General features: G+C 39.1%; 29 protein-coding genes and 1 riboswitch. Of the genes, 9 read left to right on the top strand and 20 right to left on the bottom strand.

The window, feature by feature from the left end:
* Positions 1–73: 73 nt before the first annotated feature.
* From ACLIJJ_RS18785 to ACLIJJ_RS18765, 5 genes are all read right to left on the bottom strand, one after another.
* Positions 74–934 (bottom strand): DNA-3-methyladenine glycosylase family protein, encoded by an 861-nt coding sequence (locus tag ACLIJJ_RS18785; RefSeq protein ID WP_411411465.1) that lies wholly within the window; start codon positions 932–934, stop codon positions 74–76.
* A 97-nt stretch (positions 935–1,031) separates the two neighbouring features.
* The gene (gene pdaA, locus ACLIJJ_RS18780) at positions 1,032–1,790 is read right to left on the bottom strand and encodes a delta-lactam-biosynthetic de-N-acetylase (protein WP_411411482.1); all 759 of its coding nucleotides are present in this window, start codon (positions 1,788–1,790) and stop codon (positions 1,032–1,034) included.
* A 118-nt stretch (positions 1,791–1,908) separates the two neighbouring features.
* Entirely contained in the window at positions 1,909–3,444 is a 1,536-nt protein-coding gene (locus tag ACLIJJ_RS18775) for a fumarate hydratase (protein ID WP_411411464.1), read from the bottom strand.
* A gap of 134 nt (positions 3,445–3,578) precedes the next feature.
* Positions 3,579–3,764, bottom strand: a complete 186-nt coding sequence (locus ACLIJJ_RS18770) for an SE1561 family protein (protein ID WP_192486424.1) — start codon at positions 3,762–3,764, stop codon at positions 3,579–3,581.
* A gap of 203 nt (positions 3,765–3,967) precedes the next feature.
* Positions 3,968–4,459 (bottom strand): YtxH domain-containing protein, encoded by a 492-nt coding sequence (locus tag ACLIJJ_RS18765; RefSeq protein ID WP_192486425.1) that lies wholly within the window; start codon positions 4,457–4,459, stop codon positions 3,968–3,970.
* Positions 4,460–4,562: 103 nt separating this feature from the next.
* Here ACLIJJ_RS18765 and yfkAB point away from each other — a divergent pair, with 103 nt between their 5' ends.
* On the top strand, positions 4,563–5,687 hold the full coding sequence (yfkAB, locus tag ACLIJJ_RS18760) for a radical SAM/CxCxxxxC motif protein YfkAB (protein WP_411411463.1): 1,125 nt from the start codon (positions 4,563–4,565) through the stop codon (positions 5,685–5,687).
* A gap of 45 nt (positions 5,688–5,732) precedes the next feature.
* Here yfkAB and ACLIJJ_RS18755 read toward each other — a convergent pair whose 3' ends face one another.
* The 3 genes from ACLIJJ_RS18755 to cax all read right to left on the bottom strand — a co-directional run bounded on the left by ACLIJJ_RS18755 (position 5,733) and on the right by cax (position 8,739).
* Positions 5,733–6,458, bottom strand: coding sequence for a YfkD famly protein (locus ACLIJJ_RS18755; RefSeq protein ID WP_396953811.1), 726 nt, complete (start codon positions 6,456–6,458; stop codon positions 5,733–5,735).
* A 197-nt stretch (positions 6,459–6,655) separates the two neighbouring features.
* Positions 6,656–7,267: a YczE/YyaS/YitT family protein gene (locus tag ACLIJJ_RS18750; RefSeq protein WP_192486427.1), complete on the bottom strand. Its 612-nt coding sequence runs from the start codon at positions 7,265–7,267 to the stop codon at positions 6,656–6,658.
* Between the two features lie 407 nt (positions 7,268–7,674).
* On the bottom strand, positions 7,675–8,739 hold the full coding sequence (gene cax / locus ACLIJJ_RS18745; protein ID WP_192486428.1) for a calcium/proton exchanger: 1,065 nt from the start codon (positions 8,737–8,739) through the stop codon (positions 7,675–7,677).
* A gap of 253 nt (positions 8,740–8,992) precedes the next feature.
* Between cax and ACLIJJ_RS18740 the strand changes: the two genes are divergently transcribed.
* The 3 genes from ACLIJJ_RS18740 to ACLIJJ_RS18730 all read left to right on the top strand — a co-directional run bounded on the left by ACLIJJ_RS18740 (position 8,993) and on the right by ACLIJJ_RS18730 (position 12,865).
* Complete coding sequence (locus ACLIJJ_RS18740; protein WP_197974718.1) at positions 8,993–9,412, top strand: pyridoxamine 5'-phosphate oxidase family protein; 420 nt, start codon at positions 8,993–8,995, stop codon at positions 9,410–9,412.
* Positions 9,413–9,557: 145 nt separating this feature from the next.
* Positions 9,558–10,733, top strand: coding sequence for an MFS transporter (locus ACLIJJ_RS18735; protein WP_251646340.1), 1,176 nt, complete (start codon positions 9,558–9,560; stop codon positions 10,731–10,733).
* 206 nt (positions 10,734–10,939) lie between these two features.
* Positions 10,940–12,865, top strand: a complete 1,926-nt coding sequence (locus tag ACLIJJ_RS18730) for a heavy metal translocating P-type ATPase (RefSeq protein WP_411230119.1) — start codon at positions 10,940–10,942, stop codon at positions 12,863–12,865.
* A gap of 222 nt (positions 12,866–13,087) precedes the next feature.
* Here ACLIJJ_RS18730 and ACLIJJ_RS18725 read toward each other — a convergent pair whose 3' ends face one another.
* From ACLIJJ_RS18725 to ACLIJJ_RS18715, 3 genes are all read right to left on the bottom strand, one after another.
* The gene (locus ACLIJJ_RS18725) at positions 13,088–13,909 is read right to left on the bottom strand and encodes a YihY/virulence factor BrkB family protein (RefSeq protein ID WP_233316320.1); all 822 of its coding nucleotides are present in this window, start codon (positions 13,907–13,909) and stop codon (positions 13,088–13,090) included.
* 111 nt (positions 13,910–14,020) lie between these two features.
* On the bottom strand, positions 14,021–14,395 hold the full coding sequence (locus ACLIJJ_RS18720; protein ID WP_411411462.1) for a YtxH domain-containing protein: 375 nt from the start codon (positions 14,393–14,395) through the stop codon (positions 14,021–14,023).
* Positions 14,396–14,430: 35 nt separating this feature from the next.
* Positions 14,431–14,904: a low molecular weight protein-tyrosine-phosphatase gene (locus tag ACLIJJ_RS18715; RefSeq protein ID WP_233316318.1), complete on the bottom strand. Its 474-nt coding sequence runs from the start codon at positions 14,902–14,904 to the stop codon at positions 14,431–14,433.
* A gap of 192 nt (positions 14,905–15,096) precedes the next feature.
* Here ACLIJJ_RS18715 and ACLIJJ_RS18710 point away from each other — a divergent pair, with 192 nt between their 5' ends.
* On the top strand, positions 15,097–15,321 hold the full coding sequence (locus tag ACLIJJ_RS18710; RefSeq protein WP_233316317.1) for a DUF1128 domain-containing protein: 225 nt from the start codon (positions 15,097–15,099) through the stop codon (positions 15,319–15,321).
* Between the two features lie 24 nt (positions 15,322–15,345).
* Here ACLIJJ_RS18710 and map read toward each other — a convergent pair whose 3' ends face one another.
* The 3 genes from map to treR all read right to left on the bottom strand — a co-directional run bounded on the left by map (position 15,346) and on the right by treR (position 17,537).
* Complete coding sequence (gene map, locus ACLIJJ_RS18705; RefSeq protein WP_233316316.1) at positions 15,346–16,104, bottom strand: type I methionyl aminopeptidase; 759 nt, start codon at positions 16,102–16,104, stop codon at positions 15,346–15,348.
* 126 nt (positions 16,105–16,230) lie between these two features.
* Positions 16,231–16,746 carry a type 1 glutamine amidotransferase domain-containing protein gene (locus ACLIJJ_RS18700; RefSeq protein WP_237940683.1) on the bottom strand — a complete coding sequence of 172 codons (516 nt, stop codon included), beginning with the start codon at positions 16,744–16,746 and terminating at the stop codon, positions 16,231–16,233.
* 80 nt (positions 16,747–16,826) lie between these two features.
* Entirely contained in the window at positions 16,827–17,537 is a 711-nt protein-coding gene (gene treR / locus ACLIJJ_RS18695) for a trehalose operon repressor (protein ID WP_237940681.1), read from the bottom strand.
* A gap of 331 nt (positions 17,538–17,868) precedes the next feature.
* Here treR and ACLIJJ_RS18690 point away from each other — a divergent pair, with 331 nt between their 5' ends.
* A complete protein-coding gene (locus ACLIJJ_RS18690) occupies positions 17,869–18,192 on the top strand; it encodes a helix-turn-helix domain-containing protein (RefSeq protein WP_233316313.1) in 324 nt (107 codons plus the stop codon).
* 219 nt (positions 18,193–18,411) lie between these two features.
* On the opposite strand, the gene ACLIJJ_RS18685 is transcribed toward ACLIJJ_RS18690, so the two are convergent.
* Positions 18,412–18,531 (bottom strand): anti-repressor SinI family protein, encoded by a 120-nt coding sequence (locus ACLIJJ_RS18685; RefSeq protein ID WP_311315909.1) that lies wholly within the window; start codon positions 18,529–18,531, stop codon positions 18,412–18,414.
* A 39-nt stretch (positions 18,532–18,570) separates the two neighbouring features.
* Positions 18,571–18,656, bottom strand: a riboswitch (cyclic di-GMP riboswitch).
* A gap of 664 nt (positions 18,657–19,320) precedes the next feature.
* Between ACLIJJ_RS18685 and ACLIJJ_RS18680 the strand changes: the two genes are divergently transcribed.
* The gene (locus ACLIJJ_RS18680) at positions 19,321–19,647 is read left to right on the top strand and encodes a helix-turn-helix domain-containing protein (RefSeq protein WP_233316312.1); all 327 of its coding nucleotides are present in this window, start codon (positions 19,321–19,323) and stop codon (positions 19,645–19,647) included.
* A 93-nt stretch (positions 19,648–19,740) separates the two neighbouring features.
* On the opposite strand, the gene ACLIJJ_RS18675 is transcribed toward ACLIJJ_RS18680, so the two are convergent.
* The 5 genes from ACLIJJ_RS18675 to ACLIJJ_RS18655 form a co-directional block, all read right to left on the bottom strand.
* The gene (locus tag ACLIJJ_RS18675; RefSeq protein ID WP_192486523.1) at positions 19,741–20,652 is read right to left on the bottom strand and encodes a pseudouridine-5'-phosphate glycosidase; all 912 of its coding nucleotides are present in this window, start codon (positions 20,650–20,652) and stop codon (positions 19,741–19,743) included.
* Between the two features lie 14 nt (positions 20,653–20,666).
* Entirely contained in the window at positions 20,667–21,764 is a 1,098-nt protein-coding gene (locus ACLIJJ_RS18670; RefSeq protein ID WP_192486524.1) for a carbohydrate kinase, read from the bottom strand.
* 135 nt (positions 21,765–21,899) lie between these two features.
* Entirely contained in the window at positions 21,900–22,718 is an 819-nt protein-coding gene (motB, locus tag ACLIJJ_RS18665) for a flagellar motor protein MotB (RefSeq protein ID WP_237940679.1), read from the bottom strand.
* A complete protein-coding gene (gene motA, locus ACLIJJ_RS18660) occupies positions 22,711–23,511 on the bottom strand; it encodes a flagellar motor stator protein MotA (RefSeq protein ID WP_192486526.1) in 801 nt (266 codons plus the stop codon). The genes motB and motA overlap by 8 nt, the downstream gene beginning before the upstream one ends.
* Before the next feature lie 219 nt (positions 23,512–23,730).
* A complete protein-coding gene (locus ACLIJJ_RS18655; RefSeq protein ID WP_192486527.1) occupies positions 23,731–24,108 on the bottom strand; it encodes a DnaJ family domain-containing protein in 378 nt (125 codons plus the stop codon).
* 142 nt (positions 24,109–24,250) lie between these two features.
* Between ACLIJJ_RS18655 and ACLIJJ_RS18650 the strand changes: the two genes are divergently transcribed.
* Positions 24,251–24,409, top strand: a complete 159-nt coding sequence (locus ACLIJJ_RS18650) for a hypothetical protein (RefSeq protein WP_233316311.1) — start codon at positions 24,251–24,253, stop codon at positions 24,407–24,409.
* Positions 24,410–24,571: 162 nt separating this feature from the next.
* Positions 24,572–26,662 carry a DNA topoisomerase III gene (locus tag ACLIJJ_RS18645; RefSeq protein ID WP_237940677.1) on the top strand — a complete coding sequence of 697 codons (2,091 nt, stop codon included), beginning with the start codon at positions 24,572–24,574 and terminating at the stop codon, positions 26,660–26,662.
* The last annotated feature ends 10 nt before the right edge of the window (positions 26,663–26,672 follow it).

Here is a 26,672-nt window from a genome sequence, read left to right as displayed (position 1 = left end):
CAATACATGTGTTAGCATAATCATGTTTGTCTAATTTTATAGACGTAAAGGCTTATCCCTTGGTTTCATGAAATCATTCAATACTTCGCCATAAATATAAAGAAGCATAGCTTAAATATGGCTCCCAAGCCGGAATCATTGCCTCCATTTGCTCTTTTGTCGGCTTGGCCTTTAAGCCAAGCAGCTTTTTTAAGGCATTTTGGATGCCGATATCTGCAATCGGGAACAGATTTTTCCTTCCTAGCCCAAACAGAAGCACATTTTGAATTGTCCATTGCCCAATTCCTCTGTACACTATCAGTTCTTTCATAATTTCTTCCTCTGTTTTATCATGCAGACTCTCTATATTCAGTCTTCCTAAAGCAATCTCCTTCGAAATATCAATGATGTATTCAGCTTTTCTTGTACTGAATTGCAGCTCTCTTAAGTTTGCCACTGTAAGGCTGGCAACACGTTCTGGTTCCGGGTAAAACCATGCTCCGTCTTTTTCAAATCCATATGTTTTCACAAATCTTTCTGTCAATATATGGGCAAACTTTAAATTAAGCTGCTGATGGATAACGCACTTCACAAGACAGTTATATGGATGGAAATCAAGGACAAGCGGTGTTCCGAAATGGCTGTTAAACAGCTCGTGTAATTGTGTGTGCTGGAAATGTTCATGCACCTCGATAAGAGAGCTTTCCCATTGAAAAATCCGCGTCAGCTCTCGAATAACACTCTCTTCAAATTCGTCCGTATAGCCTTCTATTTGGAATGCTGGCTTCTCTGTTGTGCCAATCGCTTTTACAGTTGTAACCATTTGCTTTTGACCAATAACAAGCGGAACTTTAACAGACCTCTCCTGAAAATCTATTTGCTGCAACGGATCTAACGCTAATCGGCTTAACACAAGATCAAAATTATATGGTCCTGCAACTGGAAGAATATGCAATAGAATCACCTGTTCTGTTTTCCACTCATTATAGCATGGATATATGTGGAAGTTCTATGCATTAACTAATCTTTACAAAAAAAGAAAAAAGCCCGATTTAATTCGGACTTTTCTCTTTAGCTTTTTGCTGCTTTTCCATAAAGTCATCAAGGCTTTTAAAAGTATAGCCTCTTTTCTTTAAGTCTTTAATCGCAGCTTCTAACGCATCTGCATTATCTTTTGATACAGTATGCAAAAGCATTATGCAGCCAGGATGCGCCTGCTTCATCATATTGTCGTAGCTGTATTGCCAGCCCTTTTGCTGATCGGTTTTCCAGTCAACAAACGCTAAAGACCAGAACACTTGTGTATAGCCGAGATCTTTAGCAAGCTTCAAAGTACGTTCACTAAATACACCGCGGGGAGGCCGTAAGTATTTCATCCCTTTTTTGCCTGTAATCTCTTCTGTTTCTTTCGCCACCTTATCCAGTTCCTCTTTTAGTCTAGAATCAGATACTTGTGTGAAATCAGGATGATGGTACGAGTGATTCCCGATAATATGCCCTTCATCAGCCATTCGTTTCACCAAATCTGTGGCGCTTTGTAAGTAATGTCCTGTTACGAAGAAGGTTGCTGGTACCTTTTCTTTTTTCAGCACATCAAGGATTTTCCCTGTATAGCCATTTTCATAGCCATTATCAAAAGTTAAGTACAATACCTTCTCATCGGGGCTGTCCTTATAAAATGCTCCATATTTCTGGAGAAGTTGATCAAGCGGCTGCCCTGCTTCTGCTGGCTGCTCATTGCTTGATTTTTTGAAGCCCCAATGCTGAGGCTGGTTGGAAACGTTCGCCAGCACAGGATGCTGTACTAGCATAAATAATGCAAAAAAAGCACATATTAGTTTAAACTGCTTCACCTTTCTCCCTCCTTTATAAGCTATCTAAGCTTATTATTTGTTGTGACAGAGGGAGTATGATTGGTAAATTAAACAATCAACTATAGACAGCTTCCTTGAACTGAGAAAGTTTTTCCAATGATGACTTCTCTATATCCTCGTGCAAGGAATTGCCGTGTGAATCCATTGTTACAACGGCACGGAAATTCTCGACTTGAAGATGCCACATTGCTTCCGGTATGCCGAATTGCATCAGATCAACACCTTGAACAGACTTAATGCAGTCAGCGTAATATTGAGCAGCTCCGCCGATTGCATTTAAATAAACACCGCCATGCTCGCCTAATGCTTTTAAGGTTTTGGGACCCATTCCGCCTTTACCCATAACAGCTCGGATGCCGAATTTTTTCATAATATCGCCTTGATACGGCTCTTCACGAATACTCGTTGTTGGTCCTGCTGCCTTTACATGCCATACATCATCTTCACTTTTAAGCATAACCGGACCGCAATGATAGATAATTTGTCCATTTAAATCAATTGGTGAATCGTTTGTGCTCAAATATTTATGGATTGCATCTCTGCCTGTATACATCATTCCGCTGATTTCAACTACATCGCCGACCTTTAAGGAACGGATTTTTGCTTCTGTTATTGGTGCTGTCAGCTTAATAACTTTATCCTCTTCTTGTGAATCAGCTTCTTGTTTGCCTGCAAAGTTTATTTTCTCTCCATCATCATATTTCCACGCAAGTATACTGCCTGATATGGCGTCAATCTTAATTCCTAAGCGGCGGAATGCCCAGCAGTTATAAGCGACAGAGACAAAGAAACTTGCTGGAATACGGTTCATCACACCAATCTTGCAGCCAAGCAAGGTTGTTTCACCGCCAAACCCCATCGTACCGATTCCAAGCTTATTAGCATTTTCCAAAATATACTCTTCTAAGGCTGCAAGCTCTGCGTTTTCATTGATATCATCTACGGAACGGAAAAGCTGCTCCTTAGCCAGATCATAGCCGCTTGAGCGGTCGCCGCCGATGCCGACACCGATAAAGCCTGCACTGCAGCCTTGCCCTTGGGCCTGGTAAACAGAATGGAGGATGCATTTACGGATACCGTCCAAGTCTCTGCCAGCTCGGCCAAGACCATCAAGCTCACAAGGCAGGCTGTACTGGATATTCTTGTTTTCACAGCCTCCACCTTTAAGAATAAGGCCAATGTCTATGTAGTCTTTTTCCCATTGTTCAAACTTAATAACAGGCGTTCCTGCTCCTAGGTTGTTGCCGCTGTTATCTCCTGTCAGTGAATTAACAGAATTCGGGCGAAGCTTCCCCCTTTGTGTCGCCAATTCCATGCACTCATAGATTACAGCTTTTATTTCAAGCTGATTTGTACCGACTGGTGTCTTAATTTTAAAGGTAGGCAGACCGGTATCCTGGCAAATGGGCGATACTTCCATATCTGCCATGCCTATATTGGCTTGAATTGTATCAAGGCTCATTGCCGATCTTGTTCCTGCGTTTTCCCTTAGCGCTGCCTTTTTAATAGCCCGGCGGACATCTTTTGGAAGATTTGTGGATGTTTCTTCAATCAACTGATAAATGCTTGTTTTTAAATTCTTGATATTCACTAATTTTCTCCCCCTCAACCCTTTTAACGATCTTTCTCTTAAATTATACTCTTACATCGGAGTTTGTGAACAGTGTAATGAAATCGTTTACATAAATACTAACAAAAAAAGCCCCAACTGGAGCTCTTCGCTAATTAAATGTCTCTATGTTTAAATTCATTGCATTTCGATTCAATATCGTCAATCATTTCAATCAAGCGGTCAATATCCTCAAGCTCCGCTTCTTCTGGATCAATCGCATCCAATACATCAAGAAACATATTTAATCTCGTTTTTAAAAAATCAACTTGTTCATTTTTGTCTGTAATCGAACTGCCCAACAAAAATCTCTCCTTTCACTCTCATATCCATCGTACCGAAAATATTAGCTTCCGGCAATCTTTTTCCTCTATTCTATATGTTTGCTCAATTCCGCTGATTTTACACCTGTGCTTCTCTTTCCTTTCTAAAAAAAGTCACCTATAGGCATTATAGGTGACTTTTTTTATGTTAAACTATACTATACGTGCGTCTGCTCACATAATTATAGGGTAGCCTTTTCCCTTTCCATCAGGGAGTGGTCCTGTGCGACTACTGGCAACAGCTGATTGTCACTGGATGAGTTTCCGTTCATGCCAATCTGTTCTTTTGTCTGTTGCAATTTATGTTGGATAGACTGATATTGGCGTTTCGATTGAAAGTAAAGCTGCTTGAAATCGCCTGCTATTTCTTTTAAATCTTGTGTCCTTGCATTGATTGTGTTTTGAATATGCTGAAACATTGTTTGGCTGTCATTCATAACCTCTCGCATTGTATCACTTAAATAATGCAGTTTTTCACTAGTATCTTGCTTTACCTGACTAGGGTTTTCTCTCAGCTCATGCACAAGCTGGTTGGTTGATTCCTTCCACTGCTGCACTTTCACCTTAGCATTTGTCCTTGTTGTACGGTCCATGAGGGATAATGTTGTCCCAATGACACTTCCAATGACGATTCCAGCCAATAGTTTACTGTTTCCCTTGTTTTCATTAGACATAAGATCATCTCCCTTTTTATTATCATTACTTGTCTTTTCCCGTCTAATGAATACTTAAACAAGCGGGCGCTTTTTTTCGCAATTTTTTTAAAGGAGCAATATCATGATTTCTCAAAAAAATCCGATTGTAAACCCTAAGAATGATCCTTGGGAAGCTTATATGGATATAACTCAGCATGGAGGGCTGACACTCTCCAATATAGAATTTACGACAACAACATTATGTAATATGCGCTGTGAGCATTGTGCTGTCGGCTACACCCTTCAGCCGAAAGACCCGAATGCATTGCCGATTGATCTGCTTTTAAAGAGACTTGATGAGATTCCTCATCTCCGCTCTATGAGCATCACAGGCGGTGAGCCGATGATGAGCCGCAGATCTGTCGAAAACTATGTTGTTCCGCTGTTCAAATATGCCCATAGCAGAGGTGTAAAGACACAGATTAACTCCAATCTGACACTAGGTCTTGACAGATATGAACCAATCATTCCATATTTAGATGTTTTGCATATATCTCATAACTGGGGTACGGAAGAGGAGTTTGCTGAACGAGGCTTTGCGATGATGGCAAGAAAGCCGTCTTACGAACAAAGAGGCAAACTTTTCAAAAATATCATTACTAACAGCAGGGCATTAGTGGAAGCAGGTGTGGTCGTTTCTGCAGAAACGATGCTGAATAAACAGACACTTCCTTACTTAGAGCATATTCACCGTCAAATTGTTGATGAGATGAAATGTCAACGCCATGAAATACATCCAATGTATCCATCTGATTTCGCTTCAACGATGGAAACATTAACACTGGAGGAAATGCGTCAAAGCATCCATCACTTGCTAGACATAAGAGATGAAAATGTCTGGATGCTGTTTGGAACACTGCCATTTTATCCATGCAGCAGTACAAAAGAAGATCAAGAGCTGCTGAAACGCCTGTATGCAAGTAAAAATGTTACTGTCCGCAACGATCCTGACGGCCGTTCCCGTCTGAATGTTAATATCTTCTCAGGAGATGTTATCGTTACAGACTTTGGGGATACACCACCATTAGGTAATATTCAAACAGATAACCTGGAAGATATATTCCAAAAATGGCTGGCAACAGATTTAGCCTCTTCCCTTAACTGCCACTGCCCAAGTGTGCAATGTTTAGGTCCAAATGTGCTTGTTAAAAACAGCTATTACCGAGATATTGATTTCTCGAAAAAAGTAGCATTAATTCAACGTTAAAAAAGTGAGCAGCTAATTAGTCTGAACTAATGCTGCTCACTTTTTTTATTTCGGCTTTTCGCTAGCCACAAATCCGAAGGAAACATGATCTTGAACTGGAATCCATGCACCAATACCTTGGGACGTTACATTTTTAACGACAATTGATTTCTTTCCGCCCTTCAGCATTAAATACACTTCTCCATATGTGACCTTTCCTTTTTCATTCACAGCAGGTGCGTATCCATATAAATAGCCTAATCTTTTGGCAGGAATATTATAAATCTGGTCTTTTTTCGTGCCAGTTCCTATCACTGTTTCAAAAGCAAGCGGCAGCCCGGAGTTCTGCATTGCTTTGAGCATCATCATTTTTTTGACTTCCTCTGCATTCGGAATTTTTGCAGTCAGGCCGCCTCTGATGATTTTCTGAGACTCTTGCACATAGTGTATTTGATATGGCGCTTTTCCGCCTCTGTTGTCATAAAAGTTTGTGTTTATCTTTTGATACTCCCAGTTAGGGGCTGTTTCTGTTGATTCATAATTTAATGGCCATTGACCCAAATAGACAATCGCCTTATATCCTATCGCAAATGGTGTGCTGTTGACCGTTGTCTCATTCAGCATGCGAATTAAGTCAGGATTTTCAATTTTCACCCTTGAAGAATCAATAAGCGTCTGTGTCAGCTCACTCGGCTGCAGCTTCGGCAAGTCCTGCGAAGGATTCGGATATGTGTTTTCCTTTGTGATGTTCATAGCTGAATTCGGAATGGCAACCAGTTTTGATTTTGGCATATCTTGCTTGTCTTTCGGTTTTTCTGCAAATGCTGGCGCAATATTAGGCAGCATCATTAGAAAAGCTAGTAGAATAATACCAATTCGTTTCAACAAATTAAAGAACTCCTTTCAAACATAACAGTAATATTTACTGTTATTTTTTTCGGAGTTCGCCTAGATTATGCTTCCTGTCAAAAACAATTTTTTGCATATCTTTATTTAAGCGCTAATTTGTCCATTATTCCACAGCAAAGCGGATGAAACACTTGAATGGCAGGTCCGATTCCAAGAGCAATAATCACTGTTCCGACCCCAATTGGTCCGTTGACTAAAAAAGCAAATACTAATGCCAAAACCTCGCCGATCAGCTTGGAAGCCATGATATTAAGTCCAAATCGCTCTTGCAGGCTGACCATGAACTCATCAATCGGATTCAGCGGAAAGCTTGCCTGCAAATAGGTAGCAATCCCTAAGCCGATAATAGCGAGTCCAGCAATAAGCAGAAGCAGCTGATTAAGGAAAAGAAAATAATTAAAGACATTCGTAAGATGCGCCATCCAAAAATCTACGAAAAAACCTAAAATGAACACGGTGAATAATGACAGCAGCTCAGGTTTTCTCATCAATAGAAGTGCATTGACAAATATCAGCAAGATGCCGATAATAACTATCCAGCTGCCAATTGTCAAACCTAACAGTGCTGACAAGCCTACATTTAAAGCATCCCATGGCCCTGCCCCTAAGTTTGCCTTGATTGTCAATGTCGCGCCGAATGACAAAATCAATAGTCCGATACCATAAAAAAGACTGCGGTAAACCATCGCCATTCTCCTAACTCCCCTCCCGTTTTAATGCTCGTCTTTTATACTTATGCGCACGTCACAGCAAACTTGTACAAAAATGTAAAAAATAAATTATCAGAATATTTACATTTATCTAAATTTATATTATACTAGGCTTATCAAACAAAAGGAGGGCAGCTAATCAAATCGCTTATCACAAAAGGAGGATAGACCATTTTTGGCAAAGCATCAGTTTAGTATGTACAGTATTGTCTACTTAAAAAGAATTGGTGGTGGTCTTAATGGAAGCGACTTGATTTTGTCCCAGAACACATAAGCACACAATTATATACTTATCTTTTCATTTAAACTTAAAGGAGAATGCCTTCTAAAAAAAACCGTCCAGCTGTAAAGAAAGCTGGACGGTTTTCTGTTTATTTAGGCGAAAAAACTTACAACAAGTAGAATCCTACTCCCATAATCAAGTAGGCAGCAAGCAATGTTGCTCCTTCAAACCAGTTTGTTTCTCCGTCATTCGATATAATAATCATGAGCAGTACAGCTGATGCCATGGATACTAATTCTGGAAGGCTAAAAACAAGGGACAAGTTTGTCGGGAATAAAAGGGACAGCAGTACAAGCACCGGTGCCACAAACATCGCAACCTGTAAGGTTGAACCGATTGCGATTTCAACAGAGATGTCCATCTTATTTTTATACGCCATAAGCACTGCCGAAGCATGCTCTGCCGCGTTTCCGACAATCGCGACAATAATAATCCCGATAAACAGCTCTGACCATCCGAATGATTCAGCTACAATCTCAAATGTATGTACAAGATTTTCAGAGATATAGGCTACCGCTAATGTGGCAAGTGCAAGTATTAGGACACTGCGCTTCACGGTCCACTCAGGCTCCTCATGATGGCTGCTTTCTGTACCTTCTTTGTTCTCAGATTGGTATACTCCCCTGTGTGTAACAAGCTTAAAGAATAGTGCTGCTAAATATAACAAAATAAGGATAATGGAAATTCCCACACTTAACGTTAAGGTTTCTGAGTCATCCATTGATACGGAGAAGACCTCTGGAATAACAAAGGCTACGATAACAGCAAACATCAGCAAGCCAGAATTATGTCTTGCATCAAACACATTATATGTTTGGACCTTGTACTTAAGGCCCCCAATAAAGAATGACAGCCCTGCAACAAGAAGCAGGTTTCCAAGAACGGATCCTGTTAAGGAAGCTAAAACAACCTCTGTCAGTCCTTCTCTCAAAGCAAAAATTGCAATAATCAGTTCGACTGCGTTTCCAAACGTGGCATTCAACAGCCCGCCGATTCTCGGTCCAGCGACAATTGCTAAACTTTCAGTTGCTCTTCCCATAAAGCTAGAGAGGGCAATGATTGTTAGACAGTACACGATAAACATTACAATACTCGGCCAGTGCAGCAAAGAACCAATAATAGATATTGGAACGCCGATGAGGACTGCCACGGTAAAGATTTTATTCACCATTTTCCCCACTCCTTTTATTTTTAACAATTAACATTCCCCTGTTTATAAATTTCCTAAACATTTTTTAAAAACTTCTCCTCTTTTAGGCTGTAATACTCCTTTATAATCCGCATTACAGACCAATATATTTCAGCTTTATCTAAACCATTCCATAATATACCAACAAAATCAGCTTTTTTCAATAGATAATAGGGTATATAAAATATAGACAAACCACCCATACTAACTAAGAATGGAAAGGAGTTTTTTTATAATGAATGACGCATTACAATCAAAAATACTGGAACTGCTCGATAATCACAAAATAGGCACATTGGCAACCATACAAGACGATAAGCCGTACAGCCGGTTTATGCTGTTCTTTCACGATGAATTGACTCTTTATACAGCAACGAATAAGGAAACACATAAAGTCGATGATCTCGGCCAAAACCCTAATGTCCATATACTGCTTGGTGTTCAGGATGCTGGATTTTCTGGTGCCTACTGTGAAATTGAGGCAACAGCTACAATTGAAGATTCTAAAGAGAAAAAAGAAAAATATTGGAGTGACAAGCTTAGCAAATGGCTGGGCGGTCCAGATGATCCAAATTATGTGCTGCTCCACTTGAAGCCGCAAAAAATCCGCTATTTCGCTGATTCTAGTTCTAAAGCAGAGGTTTTAGAGCTGTAATAAGATAAGAAAGCTGCCGCAAATTCTGCGGCAGCTTTTTCTTCATTATAGGGATAATTTTCTTGTTGCCAATACTTCCCTTTTTAAGTTACCATCATTTAGGGATACTAAATTTTTTCTACCACCATAAGGAGTATTTTACATAATGACTAAAAATAAATTTGCGATTTTAATCAGCATTGTCTCCATCTCTGGCTTTAGTCAAGGAATGCTGCTTCCGCTGATTGCTGTCATCTTTGAAAATGACGGCCTGTCCTCCAGCATGAATGGATTAAATGCGATAGGCTTATATATCGGCATCCTGCTCATCTCACCATTTATGGAATACCCGCTTCGCAAATACGGATACAAACCAGCTATCGTTTTCGGCGGATTGCTCGTCATTATTTCCTTGGCTTTGTTTCCACTATGGAAAACATTCTGGTTTTGGTTTTTACTGCGTCTATTTATCGGCATTGGCGACCACTCTCTCCATTTCGCTACACAAACATGGATCACTACTGTATCCTCTGAAAAGAACAGAGGCAGGAATATTTCCTTATATGGAGTTTTCTTTGGAATTGGATTCGCCGTAGGACCACTAATGACACCATTAGTGAAAGTAAATGAAGCATTTCCTTTTATGCTTTCATCTGCTCTTTGTTTCACAGCGTGGATTTTCACTTTGTTCTTAAAGAACGATTTCCCTGAGCAGACAGCTGAAGCTAATAACTTCAAAGAGACGATTTCCCGTTTTTCTGCTGCTTTAAAATATGCCTGGGCTGCTTTTCTTCCACCGCTTGCATATGGTTTTCTGGAATCAAGCCTAAATTCAAGTTTTCCTGTTTACGGACTCAGACTAAATTTTGAGGTTTCTGAAATCTCTATTTTATTAACCTGCTTTGCGATAGGAGCGATTGTGTTTCAGTTTCCCCTTGGTATTTTAAGTGATAGTTTTGGCAGAAGAAGAACTTTAGTTACAATCCTTTTTGTCGGCTTTGCCTGCTTCCTGACAGCAAGCATGGTGGAACATACCTTTATTGGTCTCGCTATCTGTCTGTTTGCCGCAGGTATGGCAGTAGGCTCTACCTTCTCTTTGGGTGTCAGCTATATGACTGATTTAGTTCCGTCGAGTTTATTGCCGACAGGAAATCTTTTGTGCGGGATGGCATTTAGCATCGGCAGTCTGACAGGCCCTTATCTAGGCGGACTATTTATAGAATATGTGAATCATCTTAGCTATTTCATCGTCATAAGCATAATGCTATTAATCCTAGGCTTAATCATCTTTATTTCTGGCAGTCAGAAAATCCAGAAAGAAGTAAATTCAGTCCCAAATTAAGGCAAAAGTATACCAAGTGCTTCCGTTTTATGTTAGGATAGGAATAACTAAATAGTAACGAACAGCAGGAACCTCTATTTTTCTATATGAGAGCCTGCATAAATTTTGCTGTCACCTATACAGGTGGCAGCTTTCGTGTTTTTTAAGGGTAATGAAGCTGATTATCTTTCTCATGTACAGATGATAAAACTAAAGGAGGAATAAATATGTTGACGGAAACGAAACCACTTGCACATAAGGGTTCTGAATCACCTTCCCTATTTTCCGAAAAGATTATGCCGCATCTTGAACTAATTGCGGCAGGTATAAGCGGTCTACTCATTTTAACTGGGTGGTTTATGGCCCATCAGGAGGAACAAACATTATCTGTTATCTCCTATGTGCTCGCCTTTATTATCGGCGGTTTTGCTAAAGCAAAAGAAGGCATTGAAGAAACCATTGCCAATAAGGAATTAAATGTGGAAATGCTGATGGTTTTTGCTGCAGTTGGTTCTGCGATAATTGGCTATTGGACAGAGGGTGCCATTCTTATCTTTATTTTTGCAGTTAGCGGAGCACTGGAAACATACACGATGAATAAAAGTCATAAAGAAATATCTGCATTGATGGATCTACAGCCTGAAAAAGCCTGGAAATTAAATACTGACGGTACAACAGAATTAATTCCTGTCGCTGAACTCTCCATCCATGACAGAATATTGATTAAACCAGGTGAAAGAGTGCCGGCTGATGGAAGAATATTATCTGGAACAACTTCTATTGATGAAGCGGCAATTACGGGGGAATCACTGCCTGTTACAAAAGACAGCTCTGATGAGGTTTTTGCGGGAACAGTGAATATAAGCGGCTCAATCACAGTAGAAATTACGAAAAATGCACATGAGACACTCTTTCAAAAGATTATCGCTCTAGTTCAGTCAGCGCAGAGTGAAAAGTCTCCTTCGCAAGCATTTATTGAAAAGTTTGAGGGCACTTATGTTAAGGTCGTTTTGAGCATTGTTGTTATTATGATGTTCCTGCCTCATTTCGTACTAGGCTGGAGCTGGAATGAAACATTTTACAGAGCAATGATTCTTCTTGTGGTCGCATCCCCTTGCGCCCTTGTTGCAAGCATCATGCCAGCTACTTTATCCGCTATATCTAACGGAGCACGAAACGGAATATTATTTAAAGGCGGCATTCATTTAGAAACTTTAGGTGCAGTGCAGGCTATTGCCTTTGATAAAACTGGAACACTTACAAAAGGAATGCCTACAGTAACAGATATCCACGTTAAACAAGGATATTCCGAGGAAGAAATTCTTTTGTATGCTGCAAGTATTGAAAATCACTCTACTCATCCGCTTGCAAAAGCAATTGTCGAAAAAGCTGCCGCAACCATCAATAAGCCGCTCCTTACGCTTGATAGTGTTCAAAATCTGTCTGGCTTTGGTGTAACTGCACAACTAGACGATAAAGAATGGAAAATCGGGAAGGCAGAATTTGTTGGTCAAGACAGTGCTCTAAGCTTTAACCCTACTCTTTTTAATCAGTTGTCAGAGAGTGGGAAAACCGTTGTGTTCGTCAAAGCTGGAGATGAGATTATCGCTTGCATCGCCTTAAAGGATATTGTCCGAACAGAGGCTAAAGCTGCCATTCAATTATTAAAGGACTATCAAATTCATACTATCATGCTTACAGGTGACAATGAAAGAACAGCGAATACAATCGCCAAAGAAAGCCATGTTCAGGAATATATTGCAGAATGCCTTCCTGAACAAAAGGTTAGTCATATAAAAAACCTTAAGGAGCGTTATCCGATTGTGGCGATGGTCGGTGACGGCATCAATGATGCCCCGGCATTAGCGACAGCAAATGTTGGTATCGCCATGGGTGGCGGCACAGATGTTGCCCTTGAAACAGCTGACATTGTCTTAATGAAAAATGACTTGCCAAAGATTGCTGAAGCGATAAAATTGTCAAAACGAATGAATGCTATCATTAAGCAGAACATTATATTTTCGATATCTGTAATTATGCTGCTTGTAATATCAAATCTTCTTCAAGCAGTAGACCTTCCATTTGGGGTGATTGGCCATGAAGGCAGCACCATTCTTGTTATATTAAACAGCCTCCGTCTTTTAAGAGGCTAAAAAAAGGCAGCCAATTGGCTGCCTTTACTTATTTAGTGATAACCATTTTGTCCATTTGAAGAACCAGATGTTTTATGCTTCGGCTTACTTTTACTGTTTTGTTTAGTCTTTTTGCCCATTCGTTATCACCTCTTCAGTAATAGTTTCCCCAAGCTTAGTGTGTGATGACGAACAGCTTTTATGATAGGTAAAAACCGGTTAGCACTGTAAAGTATGCCAAGTTTAGCAAGGCTTCTTTTTACGGCTTGTGAAAATGGCATTAACGATACCGCCGATAATAATAATGATGCCTGTCAAATAAAACCAGATCATCAATACAATGATGGCGCCAATCCCGCCATATGTTGCCGAATAATTACCGAAGTTGCCTACATAAAAAGAAAAGCCTAATGAAACTGCAACCCAGCCCACTGATGCAAAAATAGCGCCTGGAACAGCACTCACACAAGTGATTTTCTTATTTGGTGCAACCCAATATAATGCTAAAAATACAATGAATAAAATTACTGGAGTCACTAAAAATCGCAGTGCTCGCCAAACACTTAAAAACTCATCCGATAAACTAAACTGAGAAAATAAAAACACTCCTATCTGTTCGCCGAATACTGGCAGCAGCAGTGCAATAACCACTACAGCAATCATACCTAATGTCAGTACAACAGACATCGCTCTTGCAACGATAAAGGAACGTGTTTCTTCTACTTCATAAGCTTTATTAAATGCCTTGATAATAGCATTTAAACCATTTGAAGCAGACCAGATTGTTGCGATGATACCAAAGGACAGCAATGTCCCATTTCTGTTCAGAACCTGCTCCAGGTTTGTTTCAATAATATCCATACTTTCCCCTGGAGCAAAGGTTGAAATTAAGTTTAATAAATCATCCTTTGTGATAGGTAAATACGGCAATAACGTCATCATGAAAATGATCAGCGGAAAGATCGACAGCAAAAAGTAATATGCGAGCTGTGCCGCTAAATCAAATACATCATCATTTTTTATTTTTACTGCCAGCTGCTTAACAAAGCCCATTGCCTCTCCCATAAAACTCCACCTGCCTATATATCGGTTTAGCTAATAATGTTCTTTTCCCCTACTTCATGCAAGGACAAACCTTTTATCAGCATTTATCCCCTCACTAGGCATATAAGCTGTTTAGTGTGTATACTGCGGCAAATACTGCGTGCTGGAAGTCAAACCTTGTGGCTTGTACTCTTCCTGAGTACCATCAGTAGTAAATGCTTCCTTCGTTTCTTTCACAATGCTTGCAATTGCCGGTGTAACTTCTTTCAATTCTTCTACCTTATCCAAAATGAAAGCCACATCATTGGAGACCTTCTCTGCTGTTTGCTTCACCTTCTCAGAAGTTTCTGTAATGCTCGAAGACATCGTGTCAAAGTCAGTGATTGAAGTCGTTAAGCGCTTCATATTGTACATGGAAGCCTTCCTTGTCCGTTTATCAAGCATACTCAACGAAGCTCCTATCAAACCGCCCAATAAAAGTCCTTTTACTAAGCTAAGCTGTGCCATTATGCATCTTCCTTCCTTTTAAGAGTTAGCGGCAATCACAAATGGTATTTACTTCTAATATCCTGAAGCAAGCCTTGACAGCCCACCGTTACCATCTGGAATACCTCATCGAAATTGCCTGTATAATAAGGGTCAGGCACTTCATCATATACCCGAATTTCGGCAAAATCCATCAACAAATGAACTTTATTTTCCTCGAGCTGCTCATTTAGAAGCCTGATATTTTCACGATTGCTGTTATCCATCGCTATTAAATAATCAAAGCTTTCCAAATCAGCTGTATGAAGCTGCCTTGCTAGTATTCCTGCATCACTTATTAGATTCTTTTTTAGAATCTCCCTTGTACCTCTATGCGGCGGATTACCTATATGCCATCCACCAGTTCCTGCTGAATCGCATGTAATGCTGTCCTGCAAATTTTCTTTTTTTACAAGATCCCGAAATACTGCCTCTGCCATTGGTGATCTGCAAATATTTCCTAAGCAAATAAATAACACACGAACTTCCATCCTATTTTCCCTCCAACTTATTTAGAACATACATCATTTCATTTAGATGTTTTGTTTTTAGCTTATCGTAATTTACTTCCAATTGAAAAGGCAAAATTAAATTGACATTTCTCTTTACACATGAAAAGATAGAAAAAAAAGTGGGACATAGATTAAACATGAATCAAGGCCTGCATAAAGGAGAGATATCTTTTGAATTTAGATGTTAAATCGACTGAAAATGTGGAATACATGATTGAACAAATAAAAGAAAAACTGAAAGTACTGAACCTTGGAGCGATTAAACCAACACATTTCGATGAAGAAATGTATACAGAACTGAAGGAAATTTATGATCATATCATGAAAAGAGATTCCTTCAGCCCGAATGAAATGCAAGCATTAGCAGAAGAATTGGGAAATCTCCGCAAAAAATAAAAGAGAAGGCTATCCTTCTCTTTTTTATATACCTTCTTCCTGGTCTGTCAGGATAATCGGCCCGTCCTTCGTTATGGCTATTGTATGTTCATATTGTGCGGAGTATGTACCATCTTTTGTCCGGGCAGTCCAGCCATTTGCGTCCATTTTGACAGGATATGCTCCGATATTAATCATTGGCTCTATGGTGAAAACCATGCCTTCTTTAATTCGCGGTCCTTTACCTTTCTCGCCAAAATGAGGCACCTCAGGTTTTTCGTGAATAACAGCACCAATACCATGGCCGATGAAATCTCTTACAACAGAGTATCCCTCTTCTTCTGCATATTGTTGAATGCTAGCGCCAATATCACCAATCCTGTTGCCAATCTTCGCTTGCTCAATTCCAATATACAAAGCCTTTTTTGTAACTTCCAGCAGCTTTTCCGTTTCATCAGATACTGTTCCAACCTTATATGTCCACGCAGAATCAGCCAAGCCTCCATGTAAATTCACAACCATATCAACTGTGATAATATCACCAGACTTTAGCTCCTCCTCTCTAGGAAATCCGTGACAAACCTCATCATTAATGCTTGCACAAATGGCATAAGGGTAATCACGATAGCCCTTTTGCTCAGGCGTAGCACCTCTTTCCTTTAAGAAACCCTCAACAAACTTTTCTATCTCCATTGTAGTAATCCCAGGCTTTATCATTTTTGCAATCTCTTTATGACAGGCAGCTAAAATTCGGCCAGCCGCTTTCATCTTTTCGATTTCTCTCATCGACTTCAGTACAATCATGAATTATATTCTCCTTTTTTAGTTGAATGTTATTATTTTCTTTATTGCATATCTTTATCAAGATTATAAGCAAAAACGAAAAAAAATGCCTGCTAGTAAACTAACAGGCACTTTTTTTAAAAACCTTTATTTTTCGAGCAGCTTTAATGATTCTCTTGTGAAAGCAGGAATATCTTCTGGCGTTCTGCTTGTTACAAGCTGTCCGCCGCATACAACAACTTCTTCATCCTTATATGTTGCACCAGCATATTCCATATCGACTTTGATAGATTTATACCCGGTAGCATTTCTGCCCTCTAATGTCTTTGCTGTGATTAACAGCTGCGGACCATGGCAGATTGCGAATACTGGCTTTTTGCTGTCCATAAATTCTTTTGTAAACGCAACAACACGATCATCACCGCGCAGCTGGTCAGGAGAAAATCCTCCAGGAATAAATAAAGCATCAAAATCACCTGCAGAGACCTCATCAATGCCTTTATCAATCTTAACCTCAGCTTTGTTCTGTTTGCCTGTCACCGTTTTGCCGGCCTCGAGTTCAATTGTTACTACTTCATGGCCAGCTTCCTTGAAGGATGTTGCCGGCTCCGTATACTCTGAATCCTCGAACATATTAGTTATTAATGTTGCAATTTTACTCATATAGGGAACATCTCCTTCTATTTTTGATTTCAGAGATAAAGTTCCCTTATTGGACAAGATAAAACATCCTTTAATAAATTTTATTCATTTCTTCTTGCAAAATCTACAAATCGAAACTTATCTGGCCTGTGTCTGGATTCTGTATATTGAAAAAGGGCAGCGTTTTCAAAATAAATATAGTTTTTAACGACCACAATGGCCTGAAACCCCTCTAAATCAAGAAGGCGATAATCCTCCTCAGTAGGTGTTTCCACCGTGAATTCCTTTCTCGCAAAGCCGATTTTCAATTTTAAATCCTTTTCAATATAGTCAAAAATAGAGCGTCTGCATATTTCCTTTGTCAGACCTGGTACAAATTTTTCAATAATATAGTCTTTATCCAGGATAATTTTTTCTTTATTAATTTCCCTTATACGTAAAACTTCCCAAATGGATTCATCCTTCTTCAAGTTCATTTCCTTTTGAAGAACAGGTGACGGGTTCTTTCTCTCAAAGCTTTCAATATGTGTCACCGAACTGGAGCCCATTTTCTCTGCTAGTTCTTTAAAGCTTACAAGACCGGATATTGGGAATTGCAGTTTCTGCATATCCAGGACAAGCGACCCTTTGCCGCGCAATTTCTGAATATATCCCTTCTGAGCAAGAATGTTCAACGCCTTGCGAATTGTTTCGCGTGAAGTGTTATAGCGTTCAGCCAGTTCATTCTCAGAAGGTAATATGCTGTTTGGGGCATAACTGCCGTTTCTAATTGCTGTTTCTATTTCTTCAAATATAATTAGGTATTTATTCATCCTTATCACCATCGCTCAAATCTTCCTCTATCTTCGCCTTTATTCTACCTTTTTTATACGAGCTTGTCTAAATACAAAAAAATAAAATAAAATAAAAAAAGGTTTAAATGCTAACAGAACAGGGTATTGGATACGATGACACTTTATAAACACTGCTCTTATTAAAAGTGGAAGCATTAAAATTACCAGCAAATAAGGAATAATTGTATATTTTATGAATTTTTTTTGGTAATATTAACAAAACCATCGAACAATTCGTTCTTTATATGGAACTTTTGGATTATATTTGTTATGATATTATTACATATAGTGATAAGGTGTGTGAGACTGTATGATCGGTGATCGTGTAAAAAAACTTCGCTTAGAAAAAAGAATGTCCTTGTCAGAACTTGCTGAACAAGCAGGTGTTGCAAAATCTTATTTAAGTTCCTTGGAGCGGAATCTCCAGTCAAATCCATCCATACAGTTTTTAGAAAAAATAGCTACTGTTTTTAATGTTCCTGTAGATCATCTAATTAATGAACAGCAAAATAAAGATGATCTTGATTCAGAATGGCTGAAAATTGTTAAAGAGGCAATGGACTCAGGCGTTTCCAAATCTGAGTTTCGCGAATTCCTTGAGTATAATAAATGGAGAATTGAACAAAAAAAATAGAACTTTTCACAGTTCGCTTAAATAAGATTACTTAAAGACACAAATATTTTGTGTCTTTTTTATTTTACACATGCACCTAAAGGGAGCAGAAATAACTTTCTTGCCCCTTAAATATTCTGAATATTATAATAATTATAAGCGCAGTTAAATGAAAGCATTCATATTGTCTTTAGGGTGTACAGAGTTCTCATTAGGATACTATATTAATTAAGCAATCTCTTAATCGTTATGGATGAAATTGCGCACATCTTGTATGTCCAGCCCGATACTTTTAGCTTCCTTCATTAACTGAATCCATTCTGTGTCTAGTTCTTCTACCATTAATTTTTCTTCAATCACTTAATTATGCCCCTCTCCCAAAAATACTTTTCTTTGTACTTTGGCAGTCCGGCTGTCATTGTTCAGAAACATTAGACCCGTGACTTTGCGTCCCAATCTTTCGAATTGGTTTGCCCTTCAATCTTTTATGCATTTAATTATATATCTTTTCTTTTTTCATATGTGCAAAATTTTGTAAGAAATTTATACATTTTACCAAATATTTTTCTACTTTTTTCTACAACAATACCTTTTCTTATTACAATATAACGTTAATTTTGTGGGGAATTGTTATATTTTGTCGAACTCCCCCGTGAATCCTCTGGTTTCTTTTTTAATATATTGGTTTCTATAGGACGACAATACTTTTTTAAAAGAGTAATTAATATGAATTTTTTCAAAGGTCATTGCATCAAAAAATGGGTATTTTGTCAGGTCATTGTTGCACACCGGACAGAACCATTCCCCTCTTTCTGCGCTGCTGTAAGATGGTCTGTTGCACTTATCGCAGTTTTTTCTATACATAATCCACCTGCTAACCTATTAGTTTCAAATATATGCTTTATGAATGAACAAAATTAGTTCTTTTTAAATGATTTTTCGTTCTTTTTATCGAACCGATGAGTTTAGTATAGTTCAATTATCTCATTTTGGAAAATTCTAAAATCCGCTATTTTTTCTCTTTAGAGAACGGTTATCGTTCTTTTTCTCGAATTTTCTCGTGAATGCTAGCTTTTTTGTATTTTTTATTGAACAATTCGTTCGTTATAATGAAAATGTGTTTAATAATACATAAGGAGATTATTCTATATGGTTGGTGCTGCACTAAAAAGACTGCGGTTAGAAAAAGGCTATTCCATTAACGAGCTATCTGACCGTGCAGGTGTTTCGAAGTCTTATTTGAGTTATATTGAGCGAGGCATCCAAAAGAATCCCTCTTTACAGGTCCTTTCAAAGCTTGCTACCACGCTTGATACTCATGTGGAAGAACTCCTCGAAACAAATTCTAACGGGGCGGAATACTTAGATTCAGAATGGATTAATTTAGTAGAAGATGCTATAAAAGAAGGAATTACAAAGGAAGAATTCTCATGCTACTTAGAATTCATTAAATTCAAGAAGACATCTGCAGATTAATGACAAGGCTTTTGGAATCGTTTCCTAAAAAAAAAGGCATATGGAAGCTTCCCTGTTAAAGAAAGCACCATATAGCCTTTTGCCAGTCATTTATTATTTATTTAGTTCAACAGCAATCTTAGAGCCGACCTCAGCATTATTTTTCACTAATGCGATATTAGCTGTCAGACTTGATCCTTCTGTCAGTTCCTTTACTTTGCTAAGCAAGAATGGTGTAACATTTTTCCCGCTGATGCCGTTTGTTTTTGCTTCATTCAATGCAGTTTCAATGATGTTCGTTATATAGGATTCTTCCATTGCATCCTCTTCTGGTATCGGATTAGCAATTACCACACCGCCTTTTAAGCCAAGCTCCCATTTCGTACGAATCATGTCAGCCGCCAAACCTGGCTCATCAATACGGAAGTTTACATTAAATGGGCTTGTTCTTGTATAGAATGCCGGCAATATTTCAGTGCCATATCCAACAACCGGCACACCAAATGTTTCTAAATACTCAAGTGTCAAGCCGATATCAAGGATTGACTTTGCTCCTGCACACACAACTGCCACACTTGTTTGAGCCAATTCCTGCAAATCAGCAGATATGTCCATTGTCTGTTCTGCCTCACGGTGGACTCCCCCGATGCCTCCTGTAACGAACACTTCAATCCCGGCAAGCTCAGCACAGATCATTGTCGCAGCAACAGTAGTTGCACCATTTTTCTTATTGGCAATCAAATATGGCAAATCTCTTCTGCTTGCTTTCTCAATATCATCGCTTTTCGCCAAAAATTCAATTTCATCATCTGAAAGCCCGATTTTAATCTTTCCGTCAATAATGGCAATCGTTGCTGGAACTGCTCCATTTTTGCGGATGATATCCTCTACTTCTTTCGCTGTCTCCACATTTTGCGGATAAGGCATACCATGTGAAATGATTGTCGACTCAAGGGCTACAATCGCTTTATTGTTCTTCTTTGCTTCTAATACCTCTACTGAATACTCTAGCCATTCTGTTTTCATTTATAATATCTCCTTTAATCAAAGTATTTTTTGAACGTGTCTTGCAATTTCTTCTGATTTAATAACGGGTTGACTGTTTCATGTGATTGCAGTGTCATTAATGAGCAGGCAACCCCAATTTTACAGGAGTTTTCCGTATTTAATCCTTTTAAATACGAGTACATGATTCCGGCAACTAAAGAATCTCCTGCACCTGTTACATCTGCAACCTCAACAGGAGGCGGCAAAATAACACCGGCTTCTCCAAGCTTCGTAAAGAATATTAAGCCCTTGTCACCACGGGTAATTACAACCCGTTCAACACCCTTTTTCATGATGATTTCAGCTGCTTTAAAGAAGTCTCCTTCTTCATAGATTTTCATTTCTGACAATGCCTCTGCCTCGTCCTTATTGGCAATCAGCCATGTCACCCCTCTTAAGTCACTTGGCAGCTTCTTCACTTTAGGAGAAGAAACTGGAGTAACACAAAGCTGGAGATTTTCCTTCCTGCATCTGACAATGATTTGCTCTAGCACGTCTGCAGGGAAATTAGTGTCTAATATAATCAATTCAGATGACGCAATATGCCCCCAGCGTTTTTCAATAACGTCTTGTGTCATACTGTCGTATATCGACATATCAGCTAAAGCGACAGTCATCTCCCCTTCTACATCAAGAAGAGCAGTGTAAGTGCCTGTTGCATACTCTTCTGAGATAATAGTCGGCTTCATATCAGCATAGAGCTTCGTATAATCGATGATCCAATCCCCGCCATGATCTGCTCCAACCATAGTCAATAAGGAGCTGTCCATTCCAAGCCGGCCAAGATTCTCCGCAATATTCCGGGCAACCCCGCCACAGGACTGACTGGTGCTGGCAGGGTTGGAGGTTCCAAACTTAATTCTTTCCTCCACTTGAATCTTCCTGTCAATATTAGCTCCACCAATGCAAATAACTTCTTTTTTCTGCGGCAAAACATAAGCACGCCCAAGAAGTTTTCCTTCACGTGTTAAAGCAGAAATATACCCGGCAACCGCTGATCTGGATAACCCTGTTTTTTCTGCTAGTTCATTTTGTGTTAGAAAAGGGTTCTCTTGGATAAGCTGCAAAATGGTAATCTCTTTTTCATTCATATTTTCACCCCCGAACAGTATGTATCAGCTTTTTAAACTTTTGTTTATATTATAAACTTTTGTTAATTAGAGAACAAGTCTTAATTTCTAATTTTTCCAATTCACTGTTTTTTCACAAAAAAAAGAAGACTATCTCTAGTCTTCTGAAACGGTTCTCGGCTGTATTAAGATTTCAACACGTCTGTTCTTTTCTCTTCCTTCTTCTGTTTTATTGCTGGCAATTGGCTTGAATTCTCCATAGCCTTTTGCACTAAAGGAACTTGGGTTCAGCTTGTTATTATCCATTAACAGCTTCATGAAATTGATTGCTCTTGAAACACTTAAATCCCAGTTTGAATCAAATTCAGAATTTTTGATTGGCACATCGTCTGTATGTCCGCTGACTATGATGCTTCTCGGCGGCTCCATAACTAATAGTTTAGAAATCTCGGAAACTAGATGTTCGTCTTTTCCGCGGATATTGGCGCTACCAGAGGCAAACAGAACATTATCTCTGATGGAAACAAGCAGGCCTTCATCTGTTAACGAGGTTTCCAGCTTGTCCTCCAAATTGTTCTTTTCTATATAACTATTAACTTTATCTTGAATACCTTGCAATTCTTCTTGATCCTGCTTTTGCTGAGCTTCGGTTAACTCTTCTTCTGACACTTCTTTATTAGCAGAGGTTTTTTCTTCTGCAGCGTCACCTTCGGTTTTATTGTTCTCATCTAAGTCAGACTTCTCTTCTACTTCTACAGGAGTAGGACTTGGATATTCAAAGATACCAGTACCTGCTTGAAATTCTTGATTAAAAACTTCTGCCAATGCAGCAAACTTTTTCTGATCAACAGAGCTCATTGCATAAAGAACGATAAACAATGCCAGCAGTAGTGTCAGCAAATCTGCGTATGGAACAAGCCATGATTCGTCTACATGCTCCTCATGATGCTCCTTTTTCTTTCTTTTTTTACTCATTAGCGCTCACGCTGCCTTCCAGTTCTTCTAGGAATTTTTTCCTTTCAGAAATCGGCAAATAAGATGCTAGTTTTTGTTCGATAACACGTGGTGCTTCCCCTTCTAGGATAGAAAGGATACCTTCAATCATTAAATATTTTTGTTTCGCTTCAATTTTTGATTTTCTTTTCAACTTATTGGCAAATGGATGCCATAATACGTACCCTGTAAAGATACCAAGCATTGTTGCAACGAACGCAGCAGAAATTGCATGTCCCAATCCTTCTGAATCATCCATATAACCTAGTGCAGCAATAAGACCAATAACGGCCCCAAGCACTCCAAGTGTCGGTGCATATGTTCCTGCTTGTGTAAAGATTAATGCGGAAGCTTGATGGCGCTCTTCCATTGCTTCAATTTCTTCTGATAGAACATCACGAATATACTCAGCACTTTGTCCGTCTACTGACATAGACAAGCCATTTTTCAAAAATGGGTCTTCTACTTCGTCAGTTTTTGATTCTAATGCCAAAAGACCTTCTTTACGAGCTAATTGTGCCCACTCAGAAAACATGCGGATTAATTCCTTCGTATCTGGAACCTTTTGTTCCTTAAAGATGATGCCAAATAATTTAGGAACCTTTTTAATTTCACTAGTAGGGAAGGCGATGACAACTGCCGCTATAGTCCCTAATACGATAATCAGAAGGGCTGCTGGGTTGGCAAGCACGGAAGGACTTACCCCTTTGAAGACCATTCCGACCCCTACTGCAACGATTGCTAGTATGATACCAATTAATGATGTTTTATCCATAAAAACCACCTATCTTACAGTTTATTTCTTCTATCTTTTATTACTATTGCTTTTTTGTTTCATTACAGTTTGATTACTTTCTCTTCCTTTTCTTCGACATTTCCCAGCAAATTTTTAGAAAAAAAGTGATTTTTATTTATATGATTTTTGTGAACTTTTTTTGAACACTGTAAAAACACAAAAAAAAGATGCCTATTTCAGCATCATCAGAGTATGAACTTAGCGGGTCAGCCTATCTTCTACCTTTTGCTGGTAGCTGCCGAAAAGTTTTGAATGGCTGTTCCCTGTCCGTTTTTTCATCATTTTATGGAATTGTATCTGCTTCTGGTTATATTTCGTCTGCAATTCGGCCGCTTCATCTTTATCAGCACATGCCTTCAAGAGATTCTCTATTGTAAGCAGCTCTTGCTTTAGTTCATTTTCTTCCAGAGAAAAGCCGCTGTTTTTCAAAATCCGGTAAGCCATGCGCAGTTCCTCTGGCACTGCTGCCAAGCTGTCTTTAGGCAGCGGTTTACCAAATCCCGGCAAATTATTAAATTCACCTTCTTGATACGCTCTTTTTATCTTGTCTTCCGAAACGATTGTAGAGAAATCCATGATTTGCACATCCTTTCCTTTATTTTTATTATAACTTACAACCTATCTTAAAATGCTCGATAATATCCATTTAAAAATTGTTTCGTACAAGAATAGGAATTCTTATTTTTCAGGACAATATAAAAGAAAAGAAAGGGGTGTAATGATGGCAAGAGGAAAAGATTTCGAACATAAGAAAAAACATCATCCTGGTCCGCTTCCAGAGGGTGTAAGAAAACATACACATGCAGAGGATGCACCTGAAGACGAGGAATTTATCGTCACACAAGAAGCATTTAAAAATCGTATAGAAGAAGACTGACTGCTAGGCAAGCCGGCTCCTTGCCGGCTGCCCTTCCCTCATAACCAACCTCCCTTTTATCACTTCCATTACAACAAATGGTATACTATTGTTGATAAGACCTAAAAATTGCAAGCTAACTTAGCTTGTTTATTAGAAAAACAGGTGCTGGAAGGAGCAAATATGAAATCACTTGTACTTTGTGAAAAACCGAGTGTGGCCAGAGAGATTGCCAGAGTTCTCGGATGCCAAAAGACAGCGAAAAGCTATATAGAATCAGACAAATATATTGTGACATGGGCATTAGGCCATTTAATTGAATTAAAGATGCCAGAGCATTATGACCCTAAATATAAAACTTGGAATTTAGACGACTTGCCAATTATTCCTATAAAGATGGATCTTAAAGTTATGAAGCAAACTAGCCACCAATATAAGGCGATTGAACAGCTTGCTAAAAGAAAAGACATTAAAGAGTGCATCATTGCAACAGATGCTGGGCGTGAAGGAGAATTAGTTGCGAGATGGATATTGGATAAAATCCGCTTCCAAAAACCGATGAAGCGTCTCTGGATTTCTTCTCAGACTGACAAAGCTATCCTTGACGGTTTCCGCAGCTTAAAGCCAAGCAAAGAGTTCGACCGGCTTTATGCTTCCGCTGTTTGCCGAGCACAAGCTGATTGGCTGATTGGCTTAAACGTATCCCGAGCTTTAACAACAAAGTTTAATGACCCGCTTTCTGCAGGAAGAGTGCAGACACCTACTCTGTCTCTAGTTATTGAAAGAGAGAAACAAATTCAAGCATTCGTTCCAAAGGAATATTGGACAATTAGTGCAAGAATCGGTGAATCAACTGCTCACTATGAAAAGAATGGCGAAAAGCGAGTTTTCTCAAAAGAACAAATGGAAGCCATTATTAACAGTACAAAAGATAAACAAGCAAAAGTTGTCTCCATGACACGCAAAGAGAAAACAGAACACCATCCGCTACCGTATGACTTAACAGAACTACAGCGCGATGCGAATAAGATTTTCGGCTTCTCAGCGAAAAAGACATTAAATGTCCTTCAAAAGCTGTATGAGCAGCATAAATTAGTGACATACCCAAGGACAGATTCCCGCTACTTAACGACAGATATGAAGGATACGATGTTTGACAGACTGCAAAGCGTGTCAGCCGCTTATAAAGAAGAAACTCAAAAGCTGCTTGTTAAAAAAGGCAAAGTGGAAGCTCCTAATATATTTAATAATGACAAGGTCTCTGATCACCATGCCATCATTCCGACAGAACAGCCAGTATTCCTACACAAGCTTGATGGAGACGAAAAGAAAATTTACGATTTAATTGTGAAAAGATTCTTATGCCTGTTCTATCCGAAGCATAGATATGAGGTTATTGCGACAACACTGACAATTGGCGAACATCAATTTGTCATCCACGATACGAATGTTATCGAACCAGGCTTTAAAGTATTAACAGGTGCAAAAATTGCAAACAATCCTCTGCTAAGCTCCGTGAAGCAAGGTGAGGAGGTCCGTGTTCATTCTATAAAAAGCGAACAAAAGTGGACAGAGCCGCCGCTTCGCTACAGTGAGGCTGATATCCTCGGGAAAATGGAGAAATTCGGACTTGGTACACCAGCAACAAGAGCAGAAATTATTGAGCGTCTTGTCGCCACAGAGGTTGTAGAACGACAAAACGGCCGCTTTTATTCAACTCAAAAAGGTAAACAACTCCTTGAACTTGTCAATGATGACTTGACGTCGCCTGAGCTGACAGCACAATGGGAGAAAAAATTAGAAGATATTGCAAAAGGCAAAGCAAATCCAGATAAATTCATGGAGGAAATCAAGCAACAGACAAAGCAGTTTATTTTGGAAATCAAAAATAGCAATAAAGCCTATAAAATCCAAAATCTGACTGGATCAAAATGTCCTGAGTGCGGATCTTTCTTGAAAGAGAAAAACACGAAAAACGGCAAACTTCTTGTCTGCTCAAGCATGGATTGCAATTTCAGCAAACGGAAGGACCCTAAGCTTTCCAACAAGCGTTGCCCGCAATGCCATAAGAAAATGGAAATTCATAACGGAGTAGCAGGAACATACTTCCAATGCCGCTCATGTAATGTAGTTGAAAAGGCTGCTGACCGTAAAAAATCCGTCAGCAAAAAGGAAGAACGCAAACTTGTGCAAAAGTATACGAAGGATGAAAGCTTCGGTAACAGCCTTGGTGATTTATTAAAGGCCGCTATGAATAAGGATGAAGATAAATAAAAAAAGTAGA

The organism is Niallia laureatilytica, assembly GCF_046613985.1.
Lineage (GTDB): Bacteria > Bacillota > Bacilli > Bacillales > Cytobacillaceae > Niallia.
This window is presented reverse-complemented; position numbering and strand designations above follow the sequence as displayed.

What these genes read in the sequence shown, in the direction of transcription:
- pdaA (WP_411411482.1), bottom strand. Translation starts at nt 1,790, where the DNA reads ATGCTAGTACAGCATCCTGTGCTGGCGAACGTTTCCAACCAGCCTCAG.
- ACLIJJ_RS18765 (WP_192486425.1), bottom strand. Translation starts at nt 4,459, where the DNA reads ATGTCTAATGAAAACAAGGGAAACAGTAAACTATTGGCTGGAATCGTC.
- yfkAB (WP_411411463.1), top strand. Translation starts at nt 4,563, where the DNA reads ATGATTTCTCAAAAAAATCCGATTGTAAACCCTAAGAATGATCCTTGG.
- ACLIJJ_RS18755 (WP_396953811.1), bottom strand. Translation starts at nt 6,458, where the DNA reads ATGCCAAAATCAAAACTGGTTGCCATTCCGAATTCAGCTATGAACATC.
- ACLIJJ_RS18750 (WP_192486427.1), bottom strand. Translation starts at nt 7,267, where the DNA reads ATGGCGATGGTTTACCGCAGTCTTTTTTATGGTATCGGACTATTGATT.
- cax (WP_192486428.1), bottom strand. Translation starts at nt 8,739, where the DNA reads ATGGTGAATAAAATCTTTACCGTGGCAGTCCTCATCGGCGTTCCAATA.
- ACLIJJ_RS18740 (WP_197974718.1), top strand. Translation starts at nt 8,993, where the DNA reads ATGAATGACGCATTACAATCAAAAATACTGGAACTGCTCGATAATCAC.
- ACLIJJ_RS18735 (WP_251646340.1), top strand. Translation starts at nt 9,558, where the DNA reads ATGACTAAAAATAAATTTGCGATTTTAATCAGCATTGTCTCCATCTCT.
- ACLIJJ_RS18730 (WP_411230119.1), top strand. Translation starts at nt 10,940, where the DNA reads ATGTTGACGGAAACGAAACCACTTGCACATAAGGGTTCTGAATCACCT.
- ACLIJJ_RS18725 (WP_233316320.1), bottom strand. Translation starts at nt 13,909, where the DNA reads ATGGGAGAGGCAATGGGCTTTGTTAAGCAGCTGGCAGTAAAAATAAAA.
- ACLIJJ_RS18720 (WP_411411462.1), bottom strand. Translation starts at nt 14,395, where the DNA reads ATGGCACAGCTTAGCTTAGTAAAAGGACTTTTATTGGGCGGTTTGATA.
- ACLIJJ_RS18715 (WP_233316318.1), bottom strand. Translation starts at nt 14,904, where the DNA reads ATGGAAGTTCGTGTGTTATTTATTTGCTTAGGAAATATTTGCAGATCA.
- map (WP_233316316.1), bottom strand. Translation starts at nt 16,104, where the DNA reads ATGATTGTACTGAAGTCGATGAGAGAAATCGAAAAGATGAAAGCGGCT.
- ACLIJJ_RS18700 (WP_237940683.1), bottom strand. Translation starts at nt 16,746, where the DNA reads ATGAGTAAAATTGCAACATTAATAACTAATATGTTCGAGGATTCAGAG.
- treR (WP_237940681.1), bottom strand. Translation starts at nt 17,537, where the DNA reads ATGAATAAATACCTAATTATATTTGAAGAAATAGAAACAGCAATTAGA.
- ACLIJJ_RS18690 (WP_233316313.1), top strand. Translation starts at nt 17,869, where the DNA reads ATGATCGGTGATCGTGTAAAAAAACTTCGCTTAGAAAAAAGAATGTCC.
- ACLIJJ_RS18680 (WP_233316312.1), top strand. Translation starts at nt 19,321, where the DNA reads ATGGTTGGTGCTGCACTAAAAAGACTGCGGTTAGAAAAAGGCTATTCC.
- ACLIJJ_RS18675 (WP_192486523.1), bottom strand. Translation starts at nt 20,652, where the DNA reads ATGAAAACAGAATGGCTAGAGTATTCAGTAGAGGTATTAGAAGCAAAG.
- ACLIJJ_RS18670 (WP_192486524.1), bottom strand. Translation starts at nt 21,764, where the DNA reads ATGAATGAAAAAGAGATTACCATTTTGCAGCTTATCCAAGAGAACCCT.
- motB (WP_237940679.1), bottom strand. Translation starts at nt 22,718, where the DNA reads ATGAGTAAAAAAAGAAAGAAAAAGGAGCATCATGAGGAGCATGTAGAC.
- motA (WP_192486526.1), bottom strand. Translation starts at nt 23,511, where the DNA reads ATGGATAAAACATCATTAATTGGTATCATACTAGCAATCGTTGCAGTA.
- ACLIJJ_RS18655 (WP_192486527.1), bottom strand. Translation starts at nt 24,108, where the DNA reads ATGGATTTCTCTACAATCGTTTCGGAAGACAAGATAAAAAGAGCGTAT.
- ACLIJJ_RS18650 (WP_233316311.1), top strand. Translation starts at nt 24,251, where the DNA reads ATGATGGCAAGAGGAAAAGATTTCGAACATAAGAAAAAACATCATCCT.
- ACLIJJ_RS18645 (WP_237940677.1), top strand. Translation starts at nt 24,572, where the DNA reads ATGAAATCACTTGTACTTTGTGAAAAACCGAGTGTGGCCAGAGAGATT.